Raw genomic sequence first — 17,541 nt, 5'->3', positions numbered from 1 at the left:
ATGCGCTAAGCCTCAGCGAGTCCTCAGCCGAGCACCGGGAAGCGGTCGGTCAGGTGGTCGAGTTGCCGGCGTTCCGGTTCGGTGAGTGCGTGAAACCCGGTGGCCTTGAGCAGGTACTCGTGGTCGTCCCAATAGGACGGTCGGCGGGGTGCCACACCTGGCGACCGCCGGCTCGGGGGCCGCACGGTGAGGGTGTTGGGTGACCGGGCCGGCCGGTGTGGCGGCCCGGTCGCCGGTTCGGCTCAGCCGAACATGTCATCCAGGAAGCTCTTACGCTTCTTGCGACGGTAGTGGCCGTGGTAGCCGTAGTGCTGCTGGCTGTGGCCGTACGCCGGTGCCGGTGCCGGGTAGCCGTGCGCCGGGGGTGGCGGTGGCGGTACGGCACCGTAGCCGGGCTGGTGTGGCGCGGGTGCGGGCGGCGGCTGGTAGCCGCCCTGGGGCGCGGCGTGCTGGGCTGCGGGCGGCGGGGCCTGCTGGGCGGTCCAGTTGGCCTCCGCTTCGAACAGCTTCTCCAGCTCGCCGCGGTCGAGGAAGATGCCTCGGCATTCGCCACACTGGTCGATGACGACGCCGCTGCGCTCGTACTGGCGCATTTCTCCGTGACACTTGGGACAGGTCAGGCTCATCACCCGAAGGTACCTGGTCGGCTCATCCGGTAGCGGCCAGCGCGGCCGTCACCTCCTCGTCGGAAACCTCGTGGAAGTCGTCGTAGTACGCCCCGACCGCACCGAAGGTGGGTGGTCGTTGGGCGCAGATCACCTGGTCGGCCTCGGCGGCGAGCATCTCGTACGCCTCCTCGGAGCCGACCGGGACGGCGACCACCACGCGGTTGGCCCCGAGTCGGCGGGCGACCTGGACGGCCGCGCGGGCGCTCGCGCCGGTGGCGAGACCGTCGTCGACGATGACGGCGGTGCGGCCGGTCAGGTCCAGCGGTGGGCGGCCGGCTCGGTAGAGGCGTTCCCGCCGGTCCAGCTCTGCCTGCTCGCGGCGCTGGACCTCGGCGATGTCCTCCGGGTCGACCTGCCCGGCGACGGCGTCGTTGAGGACGCGTACGCCGCCGGGGCCCAATGCCCCGAAGGCGACCTCCGGGGCCAGTGGCATGCCGAGCTTGCGAACCACCAGGACGTCCAGCGGCACGCCGAGACGTTCGGCGACGACCCGGGCCACGGGGACGCCGCCGCGTACCAGCCCGAGTACGACGACATCCGGTTCGCCGATCAGTGCGGTCAGCCGGTCGGCGAGCGCCCGGCCCGCATCGGCTCGGTCGCGGTAAGTGGTCATGCCTTCAGGTCTACGCCCCGTAGGCCGTCTTCGCTCGCCGGTTGCCGGATCCCGGAATGTGCCAGCGCGGGCGCCCAGAGCAGGAACGCGATCGGGTACAGCAGGTAGCCGAAGCGGGTGGTGGGCATCAGCAGGATGGCCGCGAGGAGCCCGTACCCGCAGATCAGCGACACCGCGTGGGCGGTGCGGGGCGGGCGGCGGACGAGTTGAACGGCGATCATCAGCCCGGCGCCGATCAGCAGCGCCCCGGCGACAGCGCGGCCGGCCGGCAGGGTGCTGGCGATCAGGTGCCCGGGGAAGGGTGACTGCGCCGGGCTGGCGACCAGGCCGTGCCCGAGCGGGAAGCGCAGCACGTTCTCCACAAGCGCTTCGGCGTCGACCAGCAGGGTGGGCAGCAGGGCGGCGGCGGGTAGCCCGAGCGCGCCGGCCGTGACCCGCAGGCCGGCTCGGCGGGTGATGCCCCAGACGATCAGTACGAGCGCCACCGGCCAGGCGAAGAGCTTGAGGGCGCCGGCCAGCCCGACGGCGATGCCGGCGCGGCCGGGACGTGCGGTGGCGGCGAAGGCGAGGGCCAGCAGGCAGAGCGCGAGTACGGGTAGGTCGTCGCCGCCGGTGGCCAGGGTGAGTGCGCAGATCGGCAGTACGGTGGCGGCCTGCGTGGCCCGGAGCAGCAGTGCGTCGTGCCGGTTCGGGTCGGCGGTGGTGGTCGTGGGGTGCCGCAGCAGGCGGACGGCGAGGAGGAGGACCAGCACGGTGCCGACGGTGAACCAGACCCGGGCGTCGGTCCACCAGGTGTCGGCCAGGGCGCGGGGTAGCCCGAACAGTGCCATGCCCGGCTGGTAGGGGGTGTAGCCGAGGAGCTGGTCGTCGGGGGGTAGCGCGGCGATCGCGTCCGGTCCGAGGTAGGGCGTGCCGCTTTCCAGCAGGCGCCGTCCGGACTCCTCGACGACGAGTACCTCCTCCTGGGCCCGGTCGGTCCGTCCGGCGGCGCGTTGCGCGGCCTGCGCGATCAGGGGCAGCAGGACGGCGCCGGTGAAGGCGAGGGCGGTGACCAGCCAGCGGGCCGGTACGCCGACGAGCGGGGACGCCGGCCGGTGGCGACGCAGCAGGAGTTGGCTGGCTGCGGCGAGTGTGGCGGCGAGGTAGCCCAACGCGGCGATGGCTCCCCAGGCGCGGTGCGGGGTGAGGGTGGAGGTGGCGGCGGTGATCGCCGCGAAGGCGGCCGAGGTGGCGTAGAGGCCGAGGTCGAGCGGGAGGCCGCCGGCGGTGGTGTCGATCCGGTGCCACCAGCGGGGGCGGAGGTCGGTCGCGGTGGCGGTGCGCATCCGGTTGAGTGTGTCAGGCCGGCTGGTGGCGGTTGCGGGACCCCGGTCGGCGGCCGGGGGGTAGCCGGACCACCGCCCCGGCGTCGTGCAGCGGGGTGGCGAGTACGCCGGGCCGGCCGCCGGCGCCCCGGTGGAGTGCCGCGAGCAGCGCCCCGGCGGCCAGTGGTCGGGCGAAGAGGTGGCCCTGGCCGGCGGTGCAGCCGAGTTCCCAGAGGGCGTGGCGCTGGGCCTCGCGTTCCACTCCTTCGGCGACCACCGCCAGGTCGAGGCTGCGGCCGAGATCGAGAGTGGAGCGGACGATGGCGGCGGCTTCGGTGGAGGACTCCATCGCGGTGACGAAGCTCCGATCGATCTTGAGCTGGTGCACCGGGATGCGGGAGAGCAGGGAGAGTGAGGAGTAGCCGGTGCCGAAGTCGTCGAGGGCGAGCCGGACGCCGGATTCGCGTAGCCGGGTGAGTACCTGGTCGACGACGTCGAGTTGGCTGAGGGTGAGGGTCTCGGTCAGCTCCAGCACCAGCCGGTCGGGGGGCAGGTGGTGGGTGTGCAGGCGGGCCAGGACGGCGCTGGGGAATCGGGCGTCGAGCAGGCTGCGTGGGGAGACGTTCACCGCCACCGGGACGTCGAAGCCGGCGTCGCGCCAGGTGCCGGCGGCGATCAGCGCCTGGTCGAGGATCGCCTCGGCGAACGCGGGCAGCAGCCCGGAGCGTTCGACCGCCTCCAGGAAGCGCAGCGGGTCGATCATGCCGTGGGTGGGGTGGCGCCACCGGGCCAGTGCCTCGGCCGCGATGACCTCGCCGGTGCCGAGGTCGACGATCGGCTGGAAGTTCACCGTGAACTCCTGGTCGGCCACGGCGCGGGGTAGTTCGCCGCCGAGCGTGAGCCGGCCGAGGTCGGCGGTGTCTCGGGCCGGCAGGTAGGTGGCGATCCGCTGGCCGGCGCGTTTGGCCTGGTACATCGCGACGTCGGCGCGGCGTAGCAGTTCGACCATGCCACCGGCGGACGGAGCGATGGCGATGCCGCCGCTGGCCTCGACGCTGATCCGCATGCCGTCGATGTCGAACGGCTCGTGCAGCGCGGCCAGCAGGGTCTCGGCTCGGTGTGCGGCTACCGCGGGGGCGGGCAGGGCGCGTAGGAGTACGGCGAATTCGTCGCCGCCGAGTCGGGCTACCAGGTCGCCGGCGCGGGCGGCGGCGCGTAGTCGTTCGGCGACCTGGACCAGCGTCTGGTCGCCGGCGGCGTGCCCGAGGGTGTCGTTGACCTCCTTGAAGTGGTTCAGGTCGATCAGCACCAGCGCGGTGACTCCGTCGGCGTGCCGGTTGTGCAGTTGTTCGTTGCCCTCGTCGAGCAGGTGGCGTCGGTTCGCCAGGCCGGTGAGGGCGTCGTGTGCCGCGGCGTGCGCGTGGGCCTGGGCCACCCGGGCGAGTTCGGCGTACGCCTGGGCGTTGCGTACCGCGGTGCAGAGCGCCGAGGCGAAGGTGTGCAGCGTGTAGTGCTCTCGTTCGTTGAGTTGCACCGGGTTTTGGAAGCGCAGCCGCAGCACGCCCACGTCGACGGACCTGTCGTGCCCTTCGAGGCGGGCGGAGACGACGGCGCCCGGCGCGGCCGGTGCGCCGCCGGCCGGCCCGTCGTAGTCGACGCCGTCGGAGCCGCCGCGGACGAGGCGCCTGCCGTCGCGGAGTTCCACCTCCACCTCGTCGGCGGAGAAGAGTTCGGCGGCCCGGGTGACCGCGGTGGTGAGTACCGCGTCCAGCTCGACGACGTTGAGTGCGTCGGTGGTCTGGGCGAGTCGCTGCCACGCCTGCTGTTCGGTGCGGCCGCGGACCCGGGTGGAGTAGGCGAGGTGCAGGCTGAGCACGAGCGGTGGCACGGCGAGCAGGAGCCGGGGGTCGGCCTGGAGGATGAGCAGGCTGCCGACGGCGACGCAGAAGCGTACGACGTAGCCCGCGACCCTGAGGTCGAGGTTGTTGCGGAAGCTCTGGGAGATGGGGGTGCCGGAGGCGAGGGCGATCACGGGGATCGCGAGGATCTCGTCGAGCAGGACGGCGACGAAATAGGCCACCGCGAGTGGTGCGATCAGTTGCCACGGGTGGCCGGCGAGGCCTTCCCAGCCGGTGGCGTCGAGGGCGACGCCGGCGCCGACGGCCATCAGGACGTTCTTCCCGACGCCGAAGGCGAGCTTGATCGGCGGCAGTTGCAGGGAGGCCAGGGCCACCCCCGCTGCGGTGCAGAGCACCACCCACGAGGTCGGCGCGAGGGCCAGGGCGATGACCAGTGCGGTCTCGTTCCAGCTGATCAGGTGCTTGGTGGACCTGATCCGGATGGGCGTGTTGACCAGGGTGCCGACGGCACTCAAGAAGATCAACATCGCAAGCGCGGAGAGTTCGTTGAGGGGCGTGGTCAGGGGTGCGGCGGACGCCACCAGGCTTGAGGCGATCACCGCCGCGGCCGCGACCACGACGACGAGACCGACTAGCAGCGTGAGCCGCCGATCGGTCTCATTGTCTCGTTTCAAGAGATGGATCATGCCACTCCTGACGGCCGACTCCACCGTGGTGACAGCCTACCGTCGGCAGCCCGAAGTCCCGAGAAACAGATCATCCCCAGTCGTTGCCGCGCATGCCAGCCTCCTTGAATCTCAAGCCCCAGTTCTCCGAGGAGATTTCCTGCGGTGACGAGAAAGACGTTAAGTCGTGGCAGGTCGGTCAAGCCAGAATAAATGTGACAATACGCAGAATTAGCCAATAGGGTGACTATTCATAACGTTCTGTCGTAGCGAGATGTGCGGAGCGCATCGGAGATAGGGGTCGTCCGGCGCCTTCCCTGTGGTGGTACCCGGTTCATGCAATTCACGGCACACCGTCACCGCGGATTGTCGTACTGAAAGAGGGTTGGCGCCACCGTCGCACGGAGTGTTTGTTGTCAGCTGCCGGGTTGGCTGCGCATTGTTAAGGTGCGACCACCGAAATGCTCTCCCTGACAGGAGCCCGGGGAATGTGAAGATCGAGATGCTTGGCGGCCTTCGAGTGTCGTCCGACGGATCACGGATCGACCTGGGCACGCCGAAGCAGCGCACCGTGCTGGCCATGCTGGCGATGCGACCAGGGCGGACAGCTGCGATGGAGGAGTTGGTCGACGAGATCTGGCCGAGCGGCCCACCCCGTTCGGCGGTACCCAACGTCCGGACGTACGCCGCAAACCTGCGGCGTGCCTTCGAGGCGCACGACACCGGCAAGGGTGTCCTCGTCCGGCAGGGCAACGGCTACCGCCTGGACGTCGCCGCGCACGAGGTGGACCTGTTCGGTTTCCTCGATCAACTGGGGCAGGCCCGGCGCCTGGCCGCTGCCGGGCAGGTGGAAGCGGTGCGGTCGATCCTGGGTCGGGCGATGTCCCGGTGGATCGGGCCGCCCCTCGCCGGGATTCCGCTCGGTCCGTACCTGACCGCCCAGGTGGCCGCCGCGCAGGAGCAGTACCTGCTGGCCGTCGAACTCTCCGCCGGCATCGCCATCGAGACGGACCAGGTCGACGAGGCGATCCCGCTGCTGCGCAGCGTGGTGGCGGCCCAGCCGTTCCGGGAACCGTTGCTGCTCCTGCTGATGCGGGCGCTGAGTCGCCGCGGCGACGTTGCCGGCGCGATCGCCGTCTACCGCTCGGCCGCTCGCGCCATCGCCGCCGAACTCGGCGTGGAGCCGGGTGCGGATCTTCGGCAGCTGTACCAGGAGTTGGTCGAGCACGCACCCCGGCAGCCCGTCGGTGGGAAGGACGAGCCCGGGCCACCGGCGACCGGTGCGCCGCTGCCCGGCCGGCATGAGTGGGACTGGCTACCCAGGCCGGTGGCCGACTTCGTCGGCCGGGCCGACGTGGTGGACCGGATGGTCGCCAAGACTCGGGCCGCCGATGGGACGCAGCCGGTGATCCACCTGATCGACGGGATGCCGGGCAGCGGCAAGACCACCCTCGCCGTGCACGTGGCCCGGCACCTGCGGAAGTGGTACCCGGACGGCCAGCTCTACATCGATCTGCGGGGCCACCAGGACGACAACCTGGTCGAGCCGGCCAGCGCCCTGGTGGCCCTGCTGCGCCAGTTGGGCGTACCGGCCGGCCGGATTCCGATCGATCCGGAGGAACGTCTGGCGCTCTGGCGCCGTGAACTCTCCTCCCGTCGGGTGGTCATCGTGCTGGACAACGCGGCGGACAGCCGGCAGGTGGTCCCGCTGCTGCCCGTCGCCGCCTGCTCGGTCGTGCTGGTCACCTCCCGGCGACGGCTGGTCGACCTGGACGTGGGGCCACCCGAGTCGCTACCCGTGCTCTCGCCCGAGGAGGGGTTGCGGCTGCTGGCCGCCAGTGCCGGGGCGGACCGGGTCCGTGCCGAACCCGAGTCGGCCGCGGAGATCGTGCGTCGCTGCGGTTATCTGCCGCTGGCGATCCGGCTGGTCGGGTCACGCCTGGCGCATCGGCGCAGCCGTCGACTGGCCGACCTGGTGCGCCAGTTGACCGTGGCGGAGCCGAACCTGGCGACCTTCGGCATGGGGGACCGCAGCGTCGCCTCGGCGTTCGGTGCCTCGTACGAGCCGCTGCACGAGGTGACCAAGCGGGTGTTCCGGCTGCTCGGCCTGCACGCCGGCTACTTCGATGTGACGATGGTCGCCGCGATGGCCGGGCTGTCCCACGCGAAGGCCGGCCAGATCCTCGACGATCTGATCGACCGGCACCTGGTGGAGGAGTCGGAGAGCGGTCGCCACCGGATGCACGATCTGGTCCGCCAGTATGCCCGGGAGCGGTGCCTGGAGAGCGATCCCGCCGAAACCCGGCGGGCCGGCCTGGCCAGCCTCTTCGATGTCGTGCTGCACCTCTCGATGCGGGCCGGGGAGACGCTGAACCGGATCGTGGACGTCCGGGAGGACGTGGGTAGTGCGGCACCCGAGCGGCCGGATCTGTTGCCCGCTCCCGGCGCCGTCGACATCGGTTGGCTCGAACGGGAACGCAGCAACCTGATACTGCTGATCGAGATGTCGGCGGAGTACGGATTCGACGATTACACCTGGAGAATGGCCCGGGTGCTGTGGCGCTTTTTCTATGTGCGCGGGTATTTCGAGGACATTCTACGAACCCACGAATTGGGGCTCGCCGCTGCGGAGCGATCCGAAAACCTGATGGCGATGGCTTCGATGAACAATTATCTGGCTTCGGCGTTGACCAAGACGGGTTCGTATCGTCGGGCGATCAAGTGCCTCGATGCTGCACTGATCATCGGTCAGAAGGCCAACGACAAGCTCGCAATCGCAAAGGTCCGCGGCAACCTCAGCGTCGTCTACTGGGCGATGGGTGATCTGGAGCGAGCCGCGGCGCTGGGTGCGGAGGCGTTGCGCGACCTGCCGCTGAAGTACATCAACCGGGTCCGGATACATCTGCCGAACATCGGGCTCGCCCTGGCGTCGATGGGGCGCTACCCGGAGGCGCTGCGAGCGCATCGGCTCCACCTGTTCTGGGCTCGGGTGGAAGGCGACCGCTACCAGATGGCCAACGCGCTCGGGCACATAGCTGCGGTGCGGGTTCGGCAGGGGGATCACCTCAAGGCGCTGCGTCTGCTGCGATCCGCCATGGTCCTGTACGACCGGACCGGCCACCGCTACGGCGAGGCCGACGCGCGCAACGTCATGGGAATCGCGTACCGCCACGCGGGACTGCTGGAGCAGGCGCGGCGGCAGCACGAACTGGCCCTGGAGGTGATCGTCGACTCGGCCGAACGGCAGGCGGAATGCGGTGTGTTGAACGAGCTCGGCCTGACGCTGGCCGTCGGCGGGGACCGGGAGTCGGCGATGCGGGCACATGAGCGAGCGCTCTCTCAGGCGATTCGGATCGACAGCGCGTACGAGCAGGGGCGGGCGCTGGCCGGGCTGGCCGAGCATTTTCTCGCCATCGATCCCGGGCAGGCCCGCCGTCATTGGGAACGGGCGCTGGTGATCTTCCGCCGAATGGGGGTGCCGGAGCGGTTCGAGGTCGAACGCCGCCTGGCCGAAACCGTTCCTGTCAGACATCGAAACTCCTGATCGGGCGATCCGCGTTGGCCCGCGAATGCGCGCGAGGACGCGCTCCTTATCGATTTCTTATCGCCGCGGTCGGTAACGTTCGCCGGTACGCCCACGGGGGGAGATCCGGCTGTCGTCGGATCTCCAGGGCGACGCCGTCGTCAGGTGCCCTCAGCCACCTGACGGCGGGCCGGGTACACGGCAGGGGCGGCACGGTCGCGTGTCGCCTCTCCGAACACTCCGGCCGGCTTCGTCGTACCCGAACGGTAGGCTCCCGACCGTGACCGAACCCGCCCAGCTCACCCACGTCGACGAGGCCGGCGCGGCGCGCATGGTCGATGTCTCCGCCAAGCAGGTCACCGGCCGCTCCGCGATCGCCGCCGGCCGGCTGCGCACCACCTCCGAGGTGATCGAGTTGCTGCGCCGCGACGGGCTGCCCAAGGGCGACGCGCTCGCGATCGGGCGGATCGCCGGCATCATGGGCGCCAAACGCACCCCGGACCTGATTCCACTCTGTCACCCGATCGCGCTGCACGGCGTGACGATCGATCTGTCGCTGACCACCGACACCGTCGAGATCACCGCGACCGCTCGCACCGCCGACCGCACCGGCGTGGAGATGGAGGCGTTGACCGCGGTCGCAGTCGCCGGATTGGCCCTGGTCGACATGGTCAAGGCGGTCGACCCGGCGGCGAGCGTCGACGCGGTCCGGGTGCTGTCCAAGGAGGGCGGCAAGACGGGCCGGTGGGAGCGCCCGGAGGACCGGCAGTGATCCGCGCCCGGGTGGTGGTGGCGTCCAACCGGGCTGCCGCCGGCGTCTACCCCGACACCAGCGGTCCACTGCTCGTCGCCGGCCTGCGCGAGCTGGGTTGCTCGGTGGACGAGCCGGTGGTGGTGCCCGACGGCGATCCGGTCGGCGAGGCTATCCGCTCGGCCGTGACGGACGCCGTGGATGTGGTGCTGACCAGCGGGGGCACCGGGATCACCCCCACTGACCGCACCCCCGACGTGACGCGCGACCTGCTCGACTACGAGATCCCCGGCATCGCGGAGGCGATCCGGGCACATAGCCGCGACAAGGTGCCCACGGCGGCACTGTCCCGGGGCGTGGCCGGCGTGGCCGACCGCACGCTTGTGGTGAACCTTCCCGGCTCGACCGGTGGGGCCCGCGACGGCCTCGCCGTGCTGGGGCCGATCCTCGCTCACACCGTCGACCAGTTGCGGGGTGGCGACCACCGCCGAAGCGGCTAGGCTCGGCCGGTGGGCTCGATGAGAACCGACATGGCATCCGCCGCCGAACAGGTCGCCGCGCCACCGCCAGCGGGTTGGCAGGAGGCGCGCTCCCGGGTGTACGCCGTCGGCCTGGCCGCCGCGCTGCCCGTCGTGGAGCGCCCGCTCGCCGAGGCCGACGGGCACACCCTCGCCGAACCGCTCACCACCCGCACCGACCTGCCCGCCTTCCCGACCTCCAGTGTGGACGGCTGGGCGGTCCGGGGTGCCGGTCCGTGGCGGGTCGTCGGTCGGGTGCTGGCCGGCTCGGCACCGGAGCCGTTGACCGAGGACGGAACGACCGTCGAGATCGCCACCGGCGCGATGGTGCCGGAGGGCACCTCCGGCGTGCTGCGGGTGGAGGAGTCGACGCGTACTCCGGAGGGTCTGGTCGACGGCGCACCGCGTGCCACACCTGACTGGCGCCGACCCGGCGAGGAGGCGTCCGTTGGTGAGGAACTGCTGCCCGCCGGTGCTCCGGTGGACCCGGCGGTGATCGGTCTGGCCGCCTCCTGCGGCCACGACACCCTGCGGGTCCGGCGACAACCCCGCGCCGCGCTGCTGGTCTTCGGCGACGAGTTGCTGACCGCCGGCCCACCCGGGGGCGGCCGGGTCCGCGACGCGCTGGGCCCGGCGCTGCCGGCCTGGCTGCGCCGGTACGGCTGCCAGGTCCGCCCGACCGACGTGGTCGGTCCGGTCGCCGACACGCTGCCCGCCCACGTGGCCGCCCTGCGCACCGCGTTGGCCGGGGCCGACGTGGTCTGCACCACCGGTGGCACGATGCACGGCCCGGTCGACCATCTGCATCCCGCGCTGGCGGCGTTGGGTGCGGACTACGTGGTCAACACGGTCGCGGTTCGTCCCGGCTTTCCCATGCTGCTGGCCCGACTGGTAGGCACCGACGGCCGGGTCCGGTTCGTCGCCGGCCTGCCCGGCAACCCACAGTCCGCCATCGTCGCCCTGGTCTCGCTGGTCGCCCCGCTGCTGGCCGGGCTCGTCGGTCGAGCGATGCCGGTCCTGCCGCACACCACGCTCGCCGAGCCCGTCGCGGGGCGGGGCGACTACACCCACCTGGCTCTGGTGCGCCGCGACCCGGTGACCGGTACGGCCCGACCGGTCCGGCACGTCGGCTCGGCGATGTTGCGCGGGCTCTCCCTCGCCGACGGGTTCGCGGTGATCCGACCCGGCACCGAGGGCAGGGCCGGTGACCAGGTGCCGGTCGTACCGCTGCCCCTGCTGCCTGGGGAGCGGGCATGGTGATCGTGCTCGGTGGGGTCACCGACCAGCCGCTGGATCTCGCCGCGCACGAGGCAGCGGTCGCCGACGAGCGGGCCGGCGCGGTGGTCTCGTTCGCCGGTGTGGTCCGCGACCACGACCACGGCCGATCGGTGACCAGCCTGGAATACGAGGGCCATCCGAGCGCCGAGCAGGTGCTGCGCGAGGTCGCCGACGAGATCGCCGCCGACCCGCAGGTGTACGCCGTGGCCGTGTCGCACCGGATCGGTCCGCTCGCCATCGGTGACATCGCCCTGGTGGCGGCGGTAAGCACCGCGCACCGGGCGGCCGCGTTCGCCGCCTGCGCACGTCTGGTCGACGAGGTGAAGGCACGGCTGCCGATCTGGAAGCGACAGGTGTTCGCCGACGGCACCGAGGAATGGGTCAACTGCCCCTGACGGTGCCCGCCCCGACCGGGCCGGCGATGCCCGGCACCGCTGTCGCGATGCCGGGCGAGGCGTTCACCGGCGGGCGTACAGCATGGCGGCCCGCGCCATCCGGTCGGTGTAGAAGGCAGGTTCGGCGCCGGGACGCCAGGGCAGCGCGGCCACCAGCACGATCAGGGCCAGTGCCAGGGAGTTCTCCATCAGCACGCCGAACAGGCCGTCCTGATAGTGCGAGACCTCCGGCAGTTGGTGTTCGTACGGCCAGATCGGGGAGATCAGGAAGAGCAGGTAGAGCCCGATGGCGGCAACGCCGTGCCGGAGCCCGGTGAGCGTCGGGTACCAGATCGGCGGGCGGAGCGCGAATAGCGCCGGTGGTCCGCCCTGCGGGCCCGAGGCGTTCCGCGGCACCGGTCCGCGGCTGGCGTCCCGGCGGCGTACGGCGTGGTCCATCAGCACGATGACGGCCGGGATCACCCAGACAAGGTGATGGGTCCAGGAGATCGGGCTGATCACGTTTGCGGTCAGGCCGACCAGGGTGAAGGCGGTCAGCTCGTCGCCGTCGGAGTGGGCGTCGGCGGCCCGGGACAGGCCGAGCGCCAACACCAGCACGGAGAACGCGAGCCAGAGCAACCCGGGCGTCTCGATCGAGTCGTAGAGCCGGGCGAGTAGCCCGGCCAGCGACTGGTTGGGCGTCATGTCGGCGGCGCCCACCCGCTCGGTCTGCCAGAGCACGCTGCCGAAGTAGGCGCGGGACTCGGCGCCGACGATGCCGAAGCTGCCGAGCGTGACGGCGACGGTGGTGCCGATCGCCGTCATCGCGACCCGCCACTGGCGGGTGATCATCAGGTAGAAGATGAACAGGGCGGGCGTCAGCTTGACCGCGGTGGCCAGGCCGATGCCCACGCCGGCCCAGGCGCCGCTGTAGACGAACCGCAGCAGCGGGCCGTCGCCCTCAGCGCTGTGGGTGCCGCGCCGGGAGCGCCAGCGCAGAGCGACCAGGTCAGCTATCACCAGAGCGAAGAGCAGCAGGTTGACCTGCCCGTAGCCGAGGGTCTCCCGGGTCGGTTCGATGGCCACGGCCAGCGGCGTGGCGATGGCCACCGTGTACCACAGCGGCCAGCCCAACCGGTCGACGACCGGGCGCAGCAGCGCGGCCAGGACCACGGCCAGTGCGGCGATGCTGACCACGGCGTTCACCAGGCCGGCCGCCGCCACCGGGAGGTGCGCCATGGGCAGCATCGCCAGCCCGGCGAAGGGCGGGTAGGTGAAGCCCAGGGTGGTGTCGGGCGCGACGAACTCGTACAGCTCATGACCGCTCGCCCACCAGACCACCGCACCGTGGTAGATCTTCATGTCGAAGAAGTTGTACGGTCGCCCGAAAGCGCCGATGGCAAGCCATGCGGCGTAGGCGACGGCGGCCACGATGCCGGCTCGTACGACTGTTCTTCGATCGATCCCACGCGTTACGCGGCGGACTGTGGCGAGGCGGTCCAGCCTTTCACCGACGTTCGTCGGCATGGCGTGGCCACCCCCGTACCAAGATCGTCCTACCCGTCCAGGTCCGGTAGGGAGCCTAGAACGGCGACTCACGTCATGCCTCCCGCGTTATGCGACCGTGTCCGATCCCACACACTCTTTTGACATTTCCACCGCGTTAACGCCTAGCGGGCGGTTCAGGTAATTCGCGGCCTTAGCGGGGGCAGGGGCGGATAATCCCAGCTCAGCCTGGGATCCGACGAGCGGTGGCGGCCGACCGGACGGCGATCCGGGCCTCCCGGCGGGCGGTCCGGACGGCACGCCGCACGGAGCGCCGGGAGTGGCCGATGCGGTGACCGGCGCGCCAGCGTAGTCCCGGCTTGCCCTCCGTGTCCGCCGCAGCCAGCAACAACCCACCAAGGAGGCCGAGGTTCTTCAGGAAGTGGATCTGGTTGTTGTTCCGCTGCACCGGGTCGTCGTTGTTCCAGAAGGGATGCCCGGCGAGGGTCACCGGGATCAGCGTGCCGGCGAGGACCAGGGCCGCCGGCCGACTGAACCTGCCGGTGGCCAGCATCAGCCCGGCACCGAACTGAGCTGCGGAGTTGGCCCGGATCAGCGTCTCGGTGTCGGTGGGGATGCGCCGATCCGCCCGCTCCAGCAGCGGCGTCACCCGATCGGTGATCGGCTTCGCGGCGGGCACCAGGCGGCCGGGGTTGGCGAAGTTGCGGGCACCGCTGACCACGAAGATGCCGCTCAACATGGCGCGGGCTAGGGACCGTACGGGCGTCATGGACCAGTCATACCCTGTCCCGGGCCGCGCCATGCCGCGCAACGGTCGAGGTCGATCGATCGGGTGGTGCGCGACGCCACGCCGGGCTGCCGGGACCGTCTCGGATGGACGCGCCACAGGGAGTAACCTCGGCGCGTGACGACGCTGCGACTGCGCCCCGAGGACCCGGCCGACACCGGCGCGATCCGCCGGGTGCTGGCCGCCGCGTTCGCCCGCCCCGACGTGGCCACGCCACCGGAGGTACGGCTGGTCGAGGAGTTGCGCGGCAGCGACGCCTGGCTGCCGGAGCTGGCGATGGTCGCCGAGTACGGCGGTGAGATCGTCGGCTACGCCCTGCTCACCCGGGTACTGGTCCGCTCCGACGGCGGCAGCCGCCCGGCACTTGCCCTCGGCCCGGTGGCGGTGGCACCGCATCGGCAACGGATCGGGCTCGGCGCCGCCGTGGTGCAGGCCGCCCTGGAGGCGGCCACGGAACTGGGCGAGCGGCTGGTGGTGGTGCTCGGTGATCCCGGTTACTACCGGCGGTTCGGGTTCGGCCGAGCCGACCGGATGGGCCTGACCAGCCCCTGGTCCGGGCTGGGCGAGCCGTGGCAGGCCCTGGCGCTGCCACCGTCGACAAGCGGCGAGCCGGCCCCGCCAGAGGGCGACGTGATCTTCCCGCCGCCCTGGTCGAAGGTCTGATCTCGCGTCACCGACCGGCTCCGGACCGGCACTGAGCGCGTAGCTGGCGGCCACGGCGACGCGGGCGCTAGCATCGACAACTCACGGGACCTGTCGCAAATTCAGCCTGGAGGCTCCAACCCGATGACCCGCGTCCTGCTGCGTTCTGCCAAGGACCCGTTCACCCCGGTCAGCCCGGAGCTCTCCCACGCGCTGTACAAGAACGGCATCTTCGGGCGGAACGTGGGCAACCTCGTCTTCACCGAAGCGGTGCACAAGCTGCTCAGCGTGCCGAATTACGAGGTGGTGTCCAACTCCTTCCTCAGTGAGCGGCCCGGCGTGGACCAGGCGTACGTGGACCGGATCAACGAGCAGTTCGACCTGTTCGTGGTGCCGCTGGCCAACGCGTTCCGGCTGAGCTTCCTGGCGAACCTCAAGCGGCTCACCTGGGTGATCGAGAAACTGCGGATACCGGTCGTGGTGGTCGGCGTCGGTGTCGCGGGCGGCAGCGGAAGCCTCGACAACCCGTTCCCGCCGCCGACCGACGAGCTCCGCGTGGCGGTGAAGCGGTTCGTGCGCGCCGTGCTCGACAAGTCGGCGACGATCGGCGTACGCGGTGAGTTCACCCGGGCCTACCTCGCCGAGCTGGGCTTCGGCGACGACGTGGTCGACGTCGTCGGCTGCCCGTCGCTGTTCCGCGACGGTCCGAACCTTCAGATCACCAAGCGGGCCCCCGAGATCACGCAGGACAGCCACTTCACGATCAACATCTCGCCGTACGTGCGGCTGATGGACGAGGTCGGGACGCGGCATGCCGCGCGCTACCCGAACATGGTCTACGTGCCGCAGGACGAGACGGACCTCTCATTGCTGCTCTGGGGCACGCCTCCGGAGAAGCTCCGGCGGAAGCTACCGCACCACACGGGCCACCAGCTCTACCGGGAGGACCGCATCCGGTTCTTCGTCGACGCCTCGACCTGGATGCGCTACCTGGCCGAGCGGGACTTCTCCTTCGGCACCCGGATCCACGGCAACATCGCGGCGCTGGCCGCCGGCACGCCCGCCTACGTTCTGGCGCACGACAGCCGCACCCTGGAGCTGGCCCGGTACCACGACATCCCGCACAGCCTGGTGCCCAACCTGACCCCGGAGGTGGACGTCGCCGACCTGTACGCCGAGGCCGACTACACCGCCTTCAACGCCGGGCAGGCGCAGCGCTGGGGGCGCTTCGCCAACTTCCTGGAGCGCAACGGGATCGAGCACATCTTCCAGCCGGGCAAGGCCAACCCCGGCTACGACGACCGGCTGGCGGCCGTAGGGCTGCCGCCGGCGGTCACCACGCTGATGACCACCGACCCCGAGGCCCGCGAGCGGATCGTCGCCCGGATGAGTGAGCTGTACTCGCTGGGCGGCCAACGCGCGCTGCGGAAGGCGCACAAGCCGGTGTTCCCGTTCCCGCACACCACGACCCCGCGCGAGGGCATGGCGGTCGGCGAGCAGCCACCCGTCTCGGCCGCCGTGCGGCGCCTGCCGGTACCCGTGCAGACCGCACTGCGCCGCAGCCGCGCGTTCGCCCGGCGACTCAACCGCCAGCCCTGAGCAGGACCCGGCGGTCTGCGCTCGCCGGGGCGGCCAGCAGCCCGGCCACCGGCGGTACTCAGGCCGGCTGGGTGCTCAGGCCGGCTGGGTGCTCAGGCCGGCTGGGTACTCAGGCCGGCTGGGTACTCAGGCCGGCTGGGTACGCAGGTAGCGGCCGAAGTGCGGCACGGTGAAGGCGACCGTGCCGCGCTCTCCGGAGTAGATCAGCCCCTTCTTGATCAGCGCATCCCGGGCCGGGGACAGGCTGGCCGGCTTGCGGCCCAGCGCCCGGGCGATCTCGGCGGTCGGTACCGCCGCGTCCATGTCGTCCCGGCCACCGCCGTCGGCCGCCCCCTCGACCAGAGAGAGTGTCGCCATCGCGCGCATGTACTCGCGTTCGGCCGGGGTGGCCCGCTCGAACCGGGAGCCGAAGAAGCCGACGGCCAACTCGGCCTCGGCCTCCGGGGCGGCGACCCGGACGTCGGCCACCGTGACCGGTGACCGTGGGGCGTGGTCCCAGGTGGCCTTCCCGTACGCCTGCACGAAGTACGGGTACCCGCCGGACTTCTCGTAGAGCAGGTCGAGGGCCTTGGCCTCGTACGCCACGTCCTCGCGCTCGGCCGGCGCGCAGAGTGCCTGGTCGGCGGCGAGTCGGTCGAGCCGGTCGATGCGCTGGTAGCGGAACAACCGCTCGGAGTACGACTTGGCCGCGCTCAGCACGGCTGGCAGGTGCGGCAGGCCGGCACCGACCACGATCAGCGGTGCGCCGAGTTGGGAGAGTTCGTGACACGCCGCGCAGAGCGCCGAGACGTCCTCCGGCCCGAGATCCTGCATCTCGTCGATGAAGACGGCCACGCCGGTGCCCACGTCGCTGGCGACCGAGGCGGCGTCGGTGAGCAGCTCCACCAGGTCGATCTCGATGTCGCCCGAGTCGGCGCGCCCGGAGGCGGCCGGTACGTCGATGCCGGGCTGCCACCGGTCGCGCAGCTTCGGGGTGCCGCGTCCGGCCGGGGTGCCCCGCTGGGCGAAGGCCTTGAGCACCCCCAGGAACGCGTCGATCCGGTCCGGTGCGCGATGCCGGGGGGCGAGTTCCCGGACGGCCATGTGCAGGGCGGCGGCGATCGGCCGGCGCAGCGACTGGTCGGGCCGAGCTTCGATTTTGCCGCTGCCCCAGAGGCGGTTGATCGCCTGGGAGCGCAGGGTGTTGAGCAGGACCGTCTTGCCGACCCCGCGCAACCCGGTGAGCATCAGGCTCCGCTCCGGGCGGCCGCGGGCGATCCGTTCCAGCACGATGTCGAAGACGTCCAGCTCCCGCCCCCGCCCGGCCAGCTCGGGCGGGCGCTGGCCAGCGCCCGGGGCGTACGGGTTGCGGACCGGATCCACGCATCGCAGAGTATCGGGCCATCTAGCCGAGGGCCTAGACATGGATAGACGGGGCTATCGGCGTGTCGGCCCTCGACCAAAAACTAGTGCTG

15 protein-coding genes are annotated in these 17,541 nt (G+C 71.3%); 7 read left to right on the top strand and 8 right to left on the bottom strand.

Going from position 1 to position 17,541, the window contains the following annotated elements; genetic code table 11:
• Positions 1–23: 23 nt before the first annotated feature.
• The 5 genes from AC507J_RS04190 to AC507J_RS04170 form a co-directional block, all read right to left on the bottom strand.
• The gene (locus AC507J_RS04190) at positions 24–155 is read right to left on the bottom strand and encodes a hypothetical protein (protein ID WP_496287718.1); all 132 of its coding nucleotides are present in this window, start codon (positions 153–155) and stop codon (positions 24–26) included.
• An 87-nt stretch (positions 156–242) separates the two neighbouring features.
• Positions 243–629 carry a TFIIB-type zinc ribbon-containing protein gene (locus AC507J_RS04185; protein ID WP_496287717.1) on the bottom strand — a complete coding sequence of 129 codons (387 nt, stop codon included), beginning with the start codon at positions 627–629 and terminating at the stop codon, positions 243–245.
• Positions 630–648: 19 nt separating this feature from the next.
• Positions 649–1,281 (bottom strand): phosphoribosyltransferase, encoded by a 633-nt coding sequence (locus tag AC507J_RS04180; protein ID WP_496287716.1) that lies wholly within the window; start codon positions 1,279–1,281, stop codon positions 649–651.
• The gene (locus tag AC507J_RS04175) at positions 1,278–2,606 is read right to left on the bottom strand and encodes a glycosyltransferase 87 family protein (protein ID WP_496287715.1); all 1,329 of its coding nucleotides are present in this window, start codon (positions 2,604–2,606) and stop codon (positions 1,278–1,280) included. Before AC507J_RS04175 ends, AC507J_RS04180 begins: the two co-directional genes overlap by 4 nt.
• 13 nt (positions 2,607–2,619) lie before the next feature.
• Positions 2,620–5,130, bottom strand: a complete 2,511-nt coding sequence (locus tag AC507J_RS04170; protein WP_496287714.1) for a putative bifunctional diguanylate cyclase/phosphodiesterase — start codon at positions 5,128–5,130, stop codon at positions 2,620–2,622.
• A 469-nt stretch (positions 5,131–5,599) separates the two neighbouring features.
• Between AC507J_RS04170 and AC507J_RS04165 the strand changes: the two genes are divergently transcribed.
• The 5 genes from AC507J_RS04165 to AC507J_RS04145 all read left to right on the top strand — a co-directional run bounded on the left by AC507J_RS04165 (position 5,600) and on the right by AC507J_RS04145 (position 11,574).
• Positions 5,600–8,653 (top strand): AfsR/SARP family transcriptional regulator, encoded by a 3,054-nt coding sequence (locus AC507J_RS04165; RefSeq protein ID WP_496287713.1) that lies wholly within the window; start codon positions 5,600–5,602, stop codon positions 8,651–8,653.
• 259 nt (positions 8,654–8,912) lie between these two features.
• Complete coding sequence (gene moaC, locus AC507J_RS04160; RefSeq protein ID WP_496287712.1) at positions 8,913–9,404, top strand: cyclic pyranopterin monophosphate synthase MoaC; 492 nt, start codon at positions 8,913–8,915, stop codon at positions 9,402–9,404.
• Positions 9,401–9,883 (top strand): MogA/MoaB family molybdenum cofactor biosynthesis protein, encoded by a 483-nt coding sequence (locus AC507J_RS04155; RefSeq protein ID WP_496287711.1) that lies wholly within the window; start codon positions 9,401–9,403, stop codon positions 9,881–9,883. Before moaC ends, AC507J_RS04155 begins: the two co-directional genes overlap by 4 nt.
• An 18-nt stretch (positions 9,884–9,901) precedes the next feature.
• A complete protein-coding gene (locus AC507J_RS04150; RefSeq protein ID WP_496287710.1) occupies positions 9,902–11,161 on the top strand; it encodes a molybdopterin molybdotransferase MoeA in 1,260 nt (419 codons plus the stop codon).
• Complete coding sequence (locus tag AC507J_RS04145) at positions 11,155–11,574, top strand: molybdenum cofactor biosynthesis protein MoaE (RefSeq protein WP_496287709.1); 420 nt, start codon at positions 11,155–11,157, stop codon at positions 11,572–11,574. The genes AC507J_RS04150 and AC507J_RS04145 overlap by 7 nt, the downstream gene beginning before the upstream one ends.
• Positions 11,575–11,637: 63 nt before the next feature.
• Here AC507J_RS04145 and AC507J_RS04140 read toward each other — a convergent pair whose 3' ends face one another.
• On the bottom strand, positions 11,638–13,080 hold the full coding sequence (locus AC507J_RS04140) for a glycosyltransferase 87 family protein (protein WP_496287708.1): 1,443 nt from the start codon (positions 13,078–13,080) through the stop codon (positions 11,638–11,640).
• Between the two features lie 202 nt (positions 13,081–13,282).
• Positions 13,283–13,828 (bottom strand): DoxX family protein, encoded by a 546-nt coding sequence (locus AC507J_RS04135; RefSeq protein ID WP_496287707.1) that lies wholly within the window; start codon positions 13,826–13,828, stop codon positions 13,283–13,285.
• A gap of 135 nt (positions 13,829–13,963) precedes the next feature.
• Here AC507J_RS04135 and AC507J_RS04130 point away from each other — a divergent pair, with 135 nt between their 5' ends.
• Entirely contained in the window at positions 13,964–14,509 is a 546-nt protein-coding gene (locus AC507J_RS04130; protein ID WP_496287706.1) for a GNAT family N-acetyltransferase, read from the top strand.
• Positions 14,510–14,632: 123 nt separating this feature from the next.
• Complete coding sequence (locus tag AC507J_RS04125; RefSeq protein ID WP_496287705.1) at positions 14,633–16,087, top strand: polysaccharide pyruvyl transferase family protein; 1,455 nt, start codon at positions 14,633–14,635, stop codon at positions 16,085–16,087.
• Between the two features lie 126 nt (positions 16,088–16,213).
• Here AC507J_RS04125 and AC507J_RS04120 read toward each other — a convergent pair whose 3' ends face one another.
• Complete coding sequence (locus tag AC507J_RS04120; protein WP_496287704.1) at positions 16,214–17,449, bottom strand: ATP-binding protein; 1,236 nt, start codon at positions 17,447–17,449, stop codon at positions 16,214–16,216.
• Positions 17,450–17,541 lie beyond the last annotated feature (92 nt).

The sequence above is a fragment of the Micromonospora sp. PRAS1 genome (genome assembly GCF_059553435.1).
Note: the sequence above shows the minus strand (reverse complement) of the source record. Positions and strands in the feature narration are given on the sequence as shown.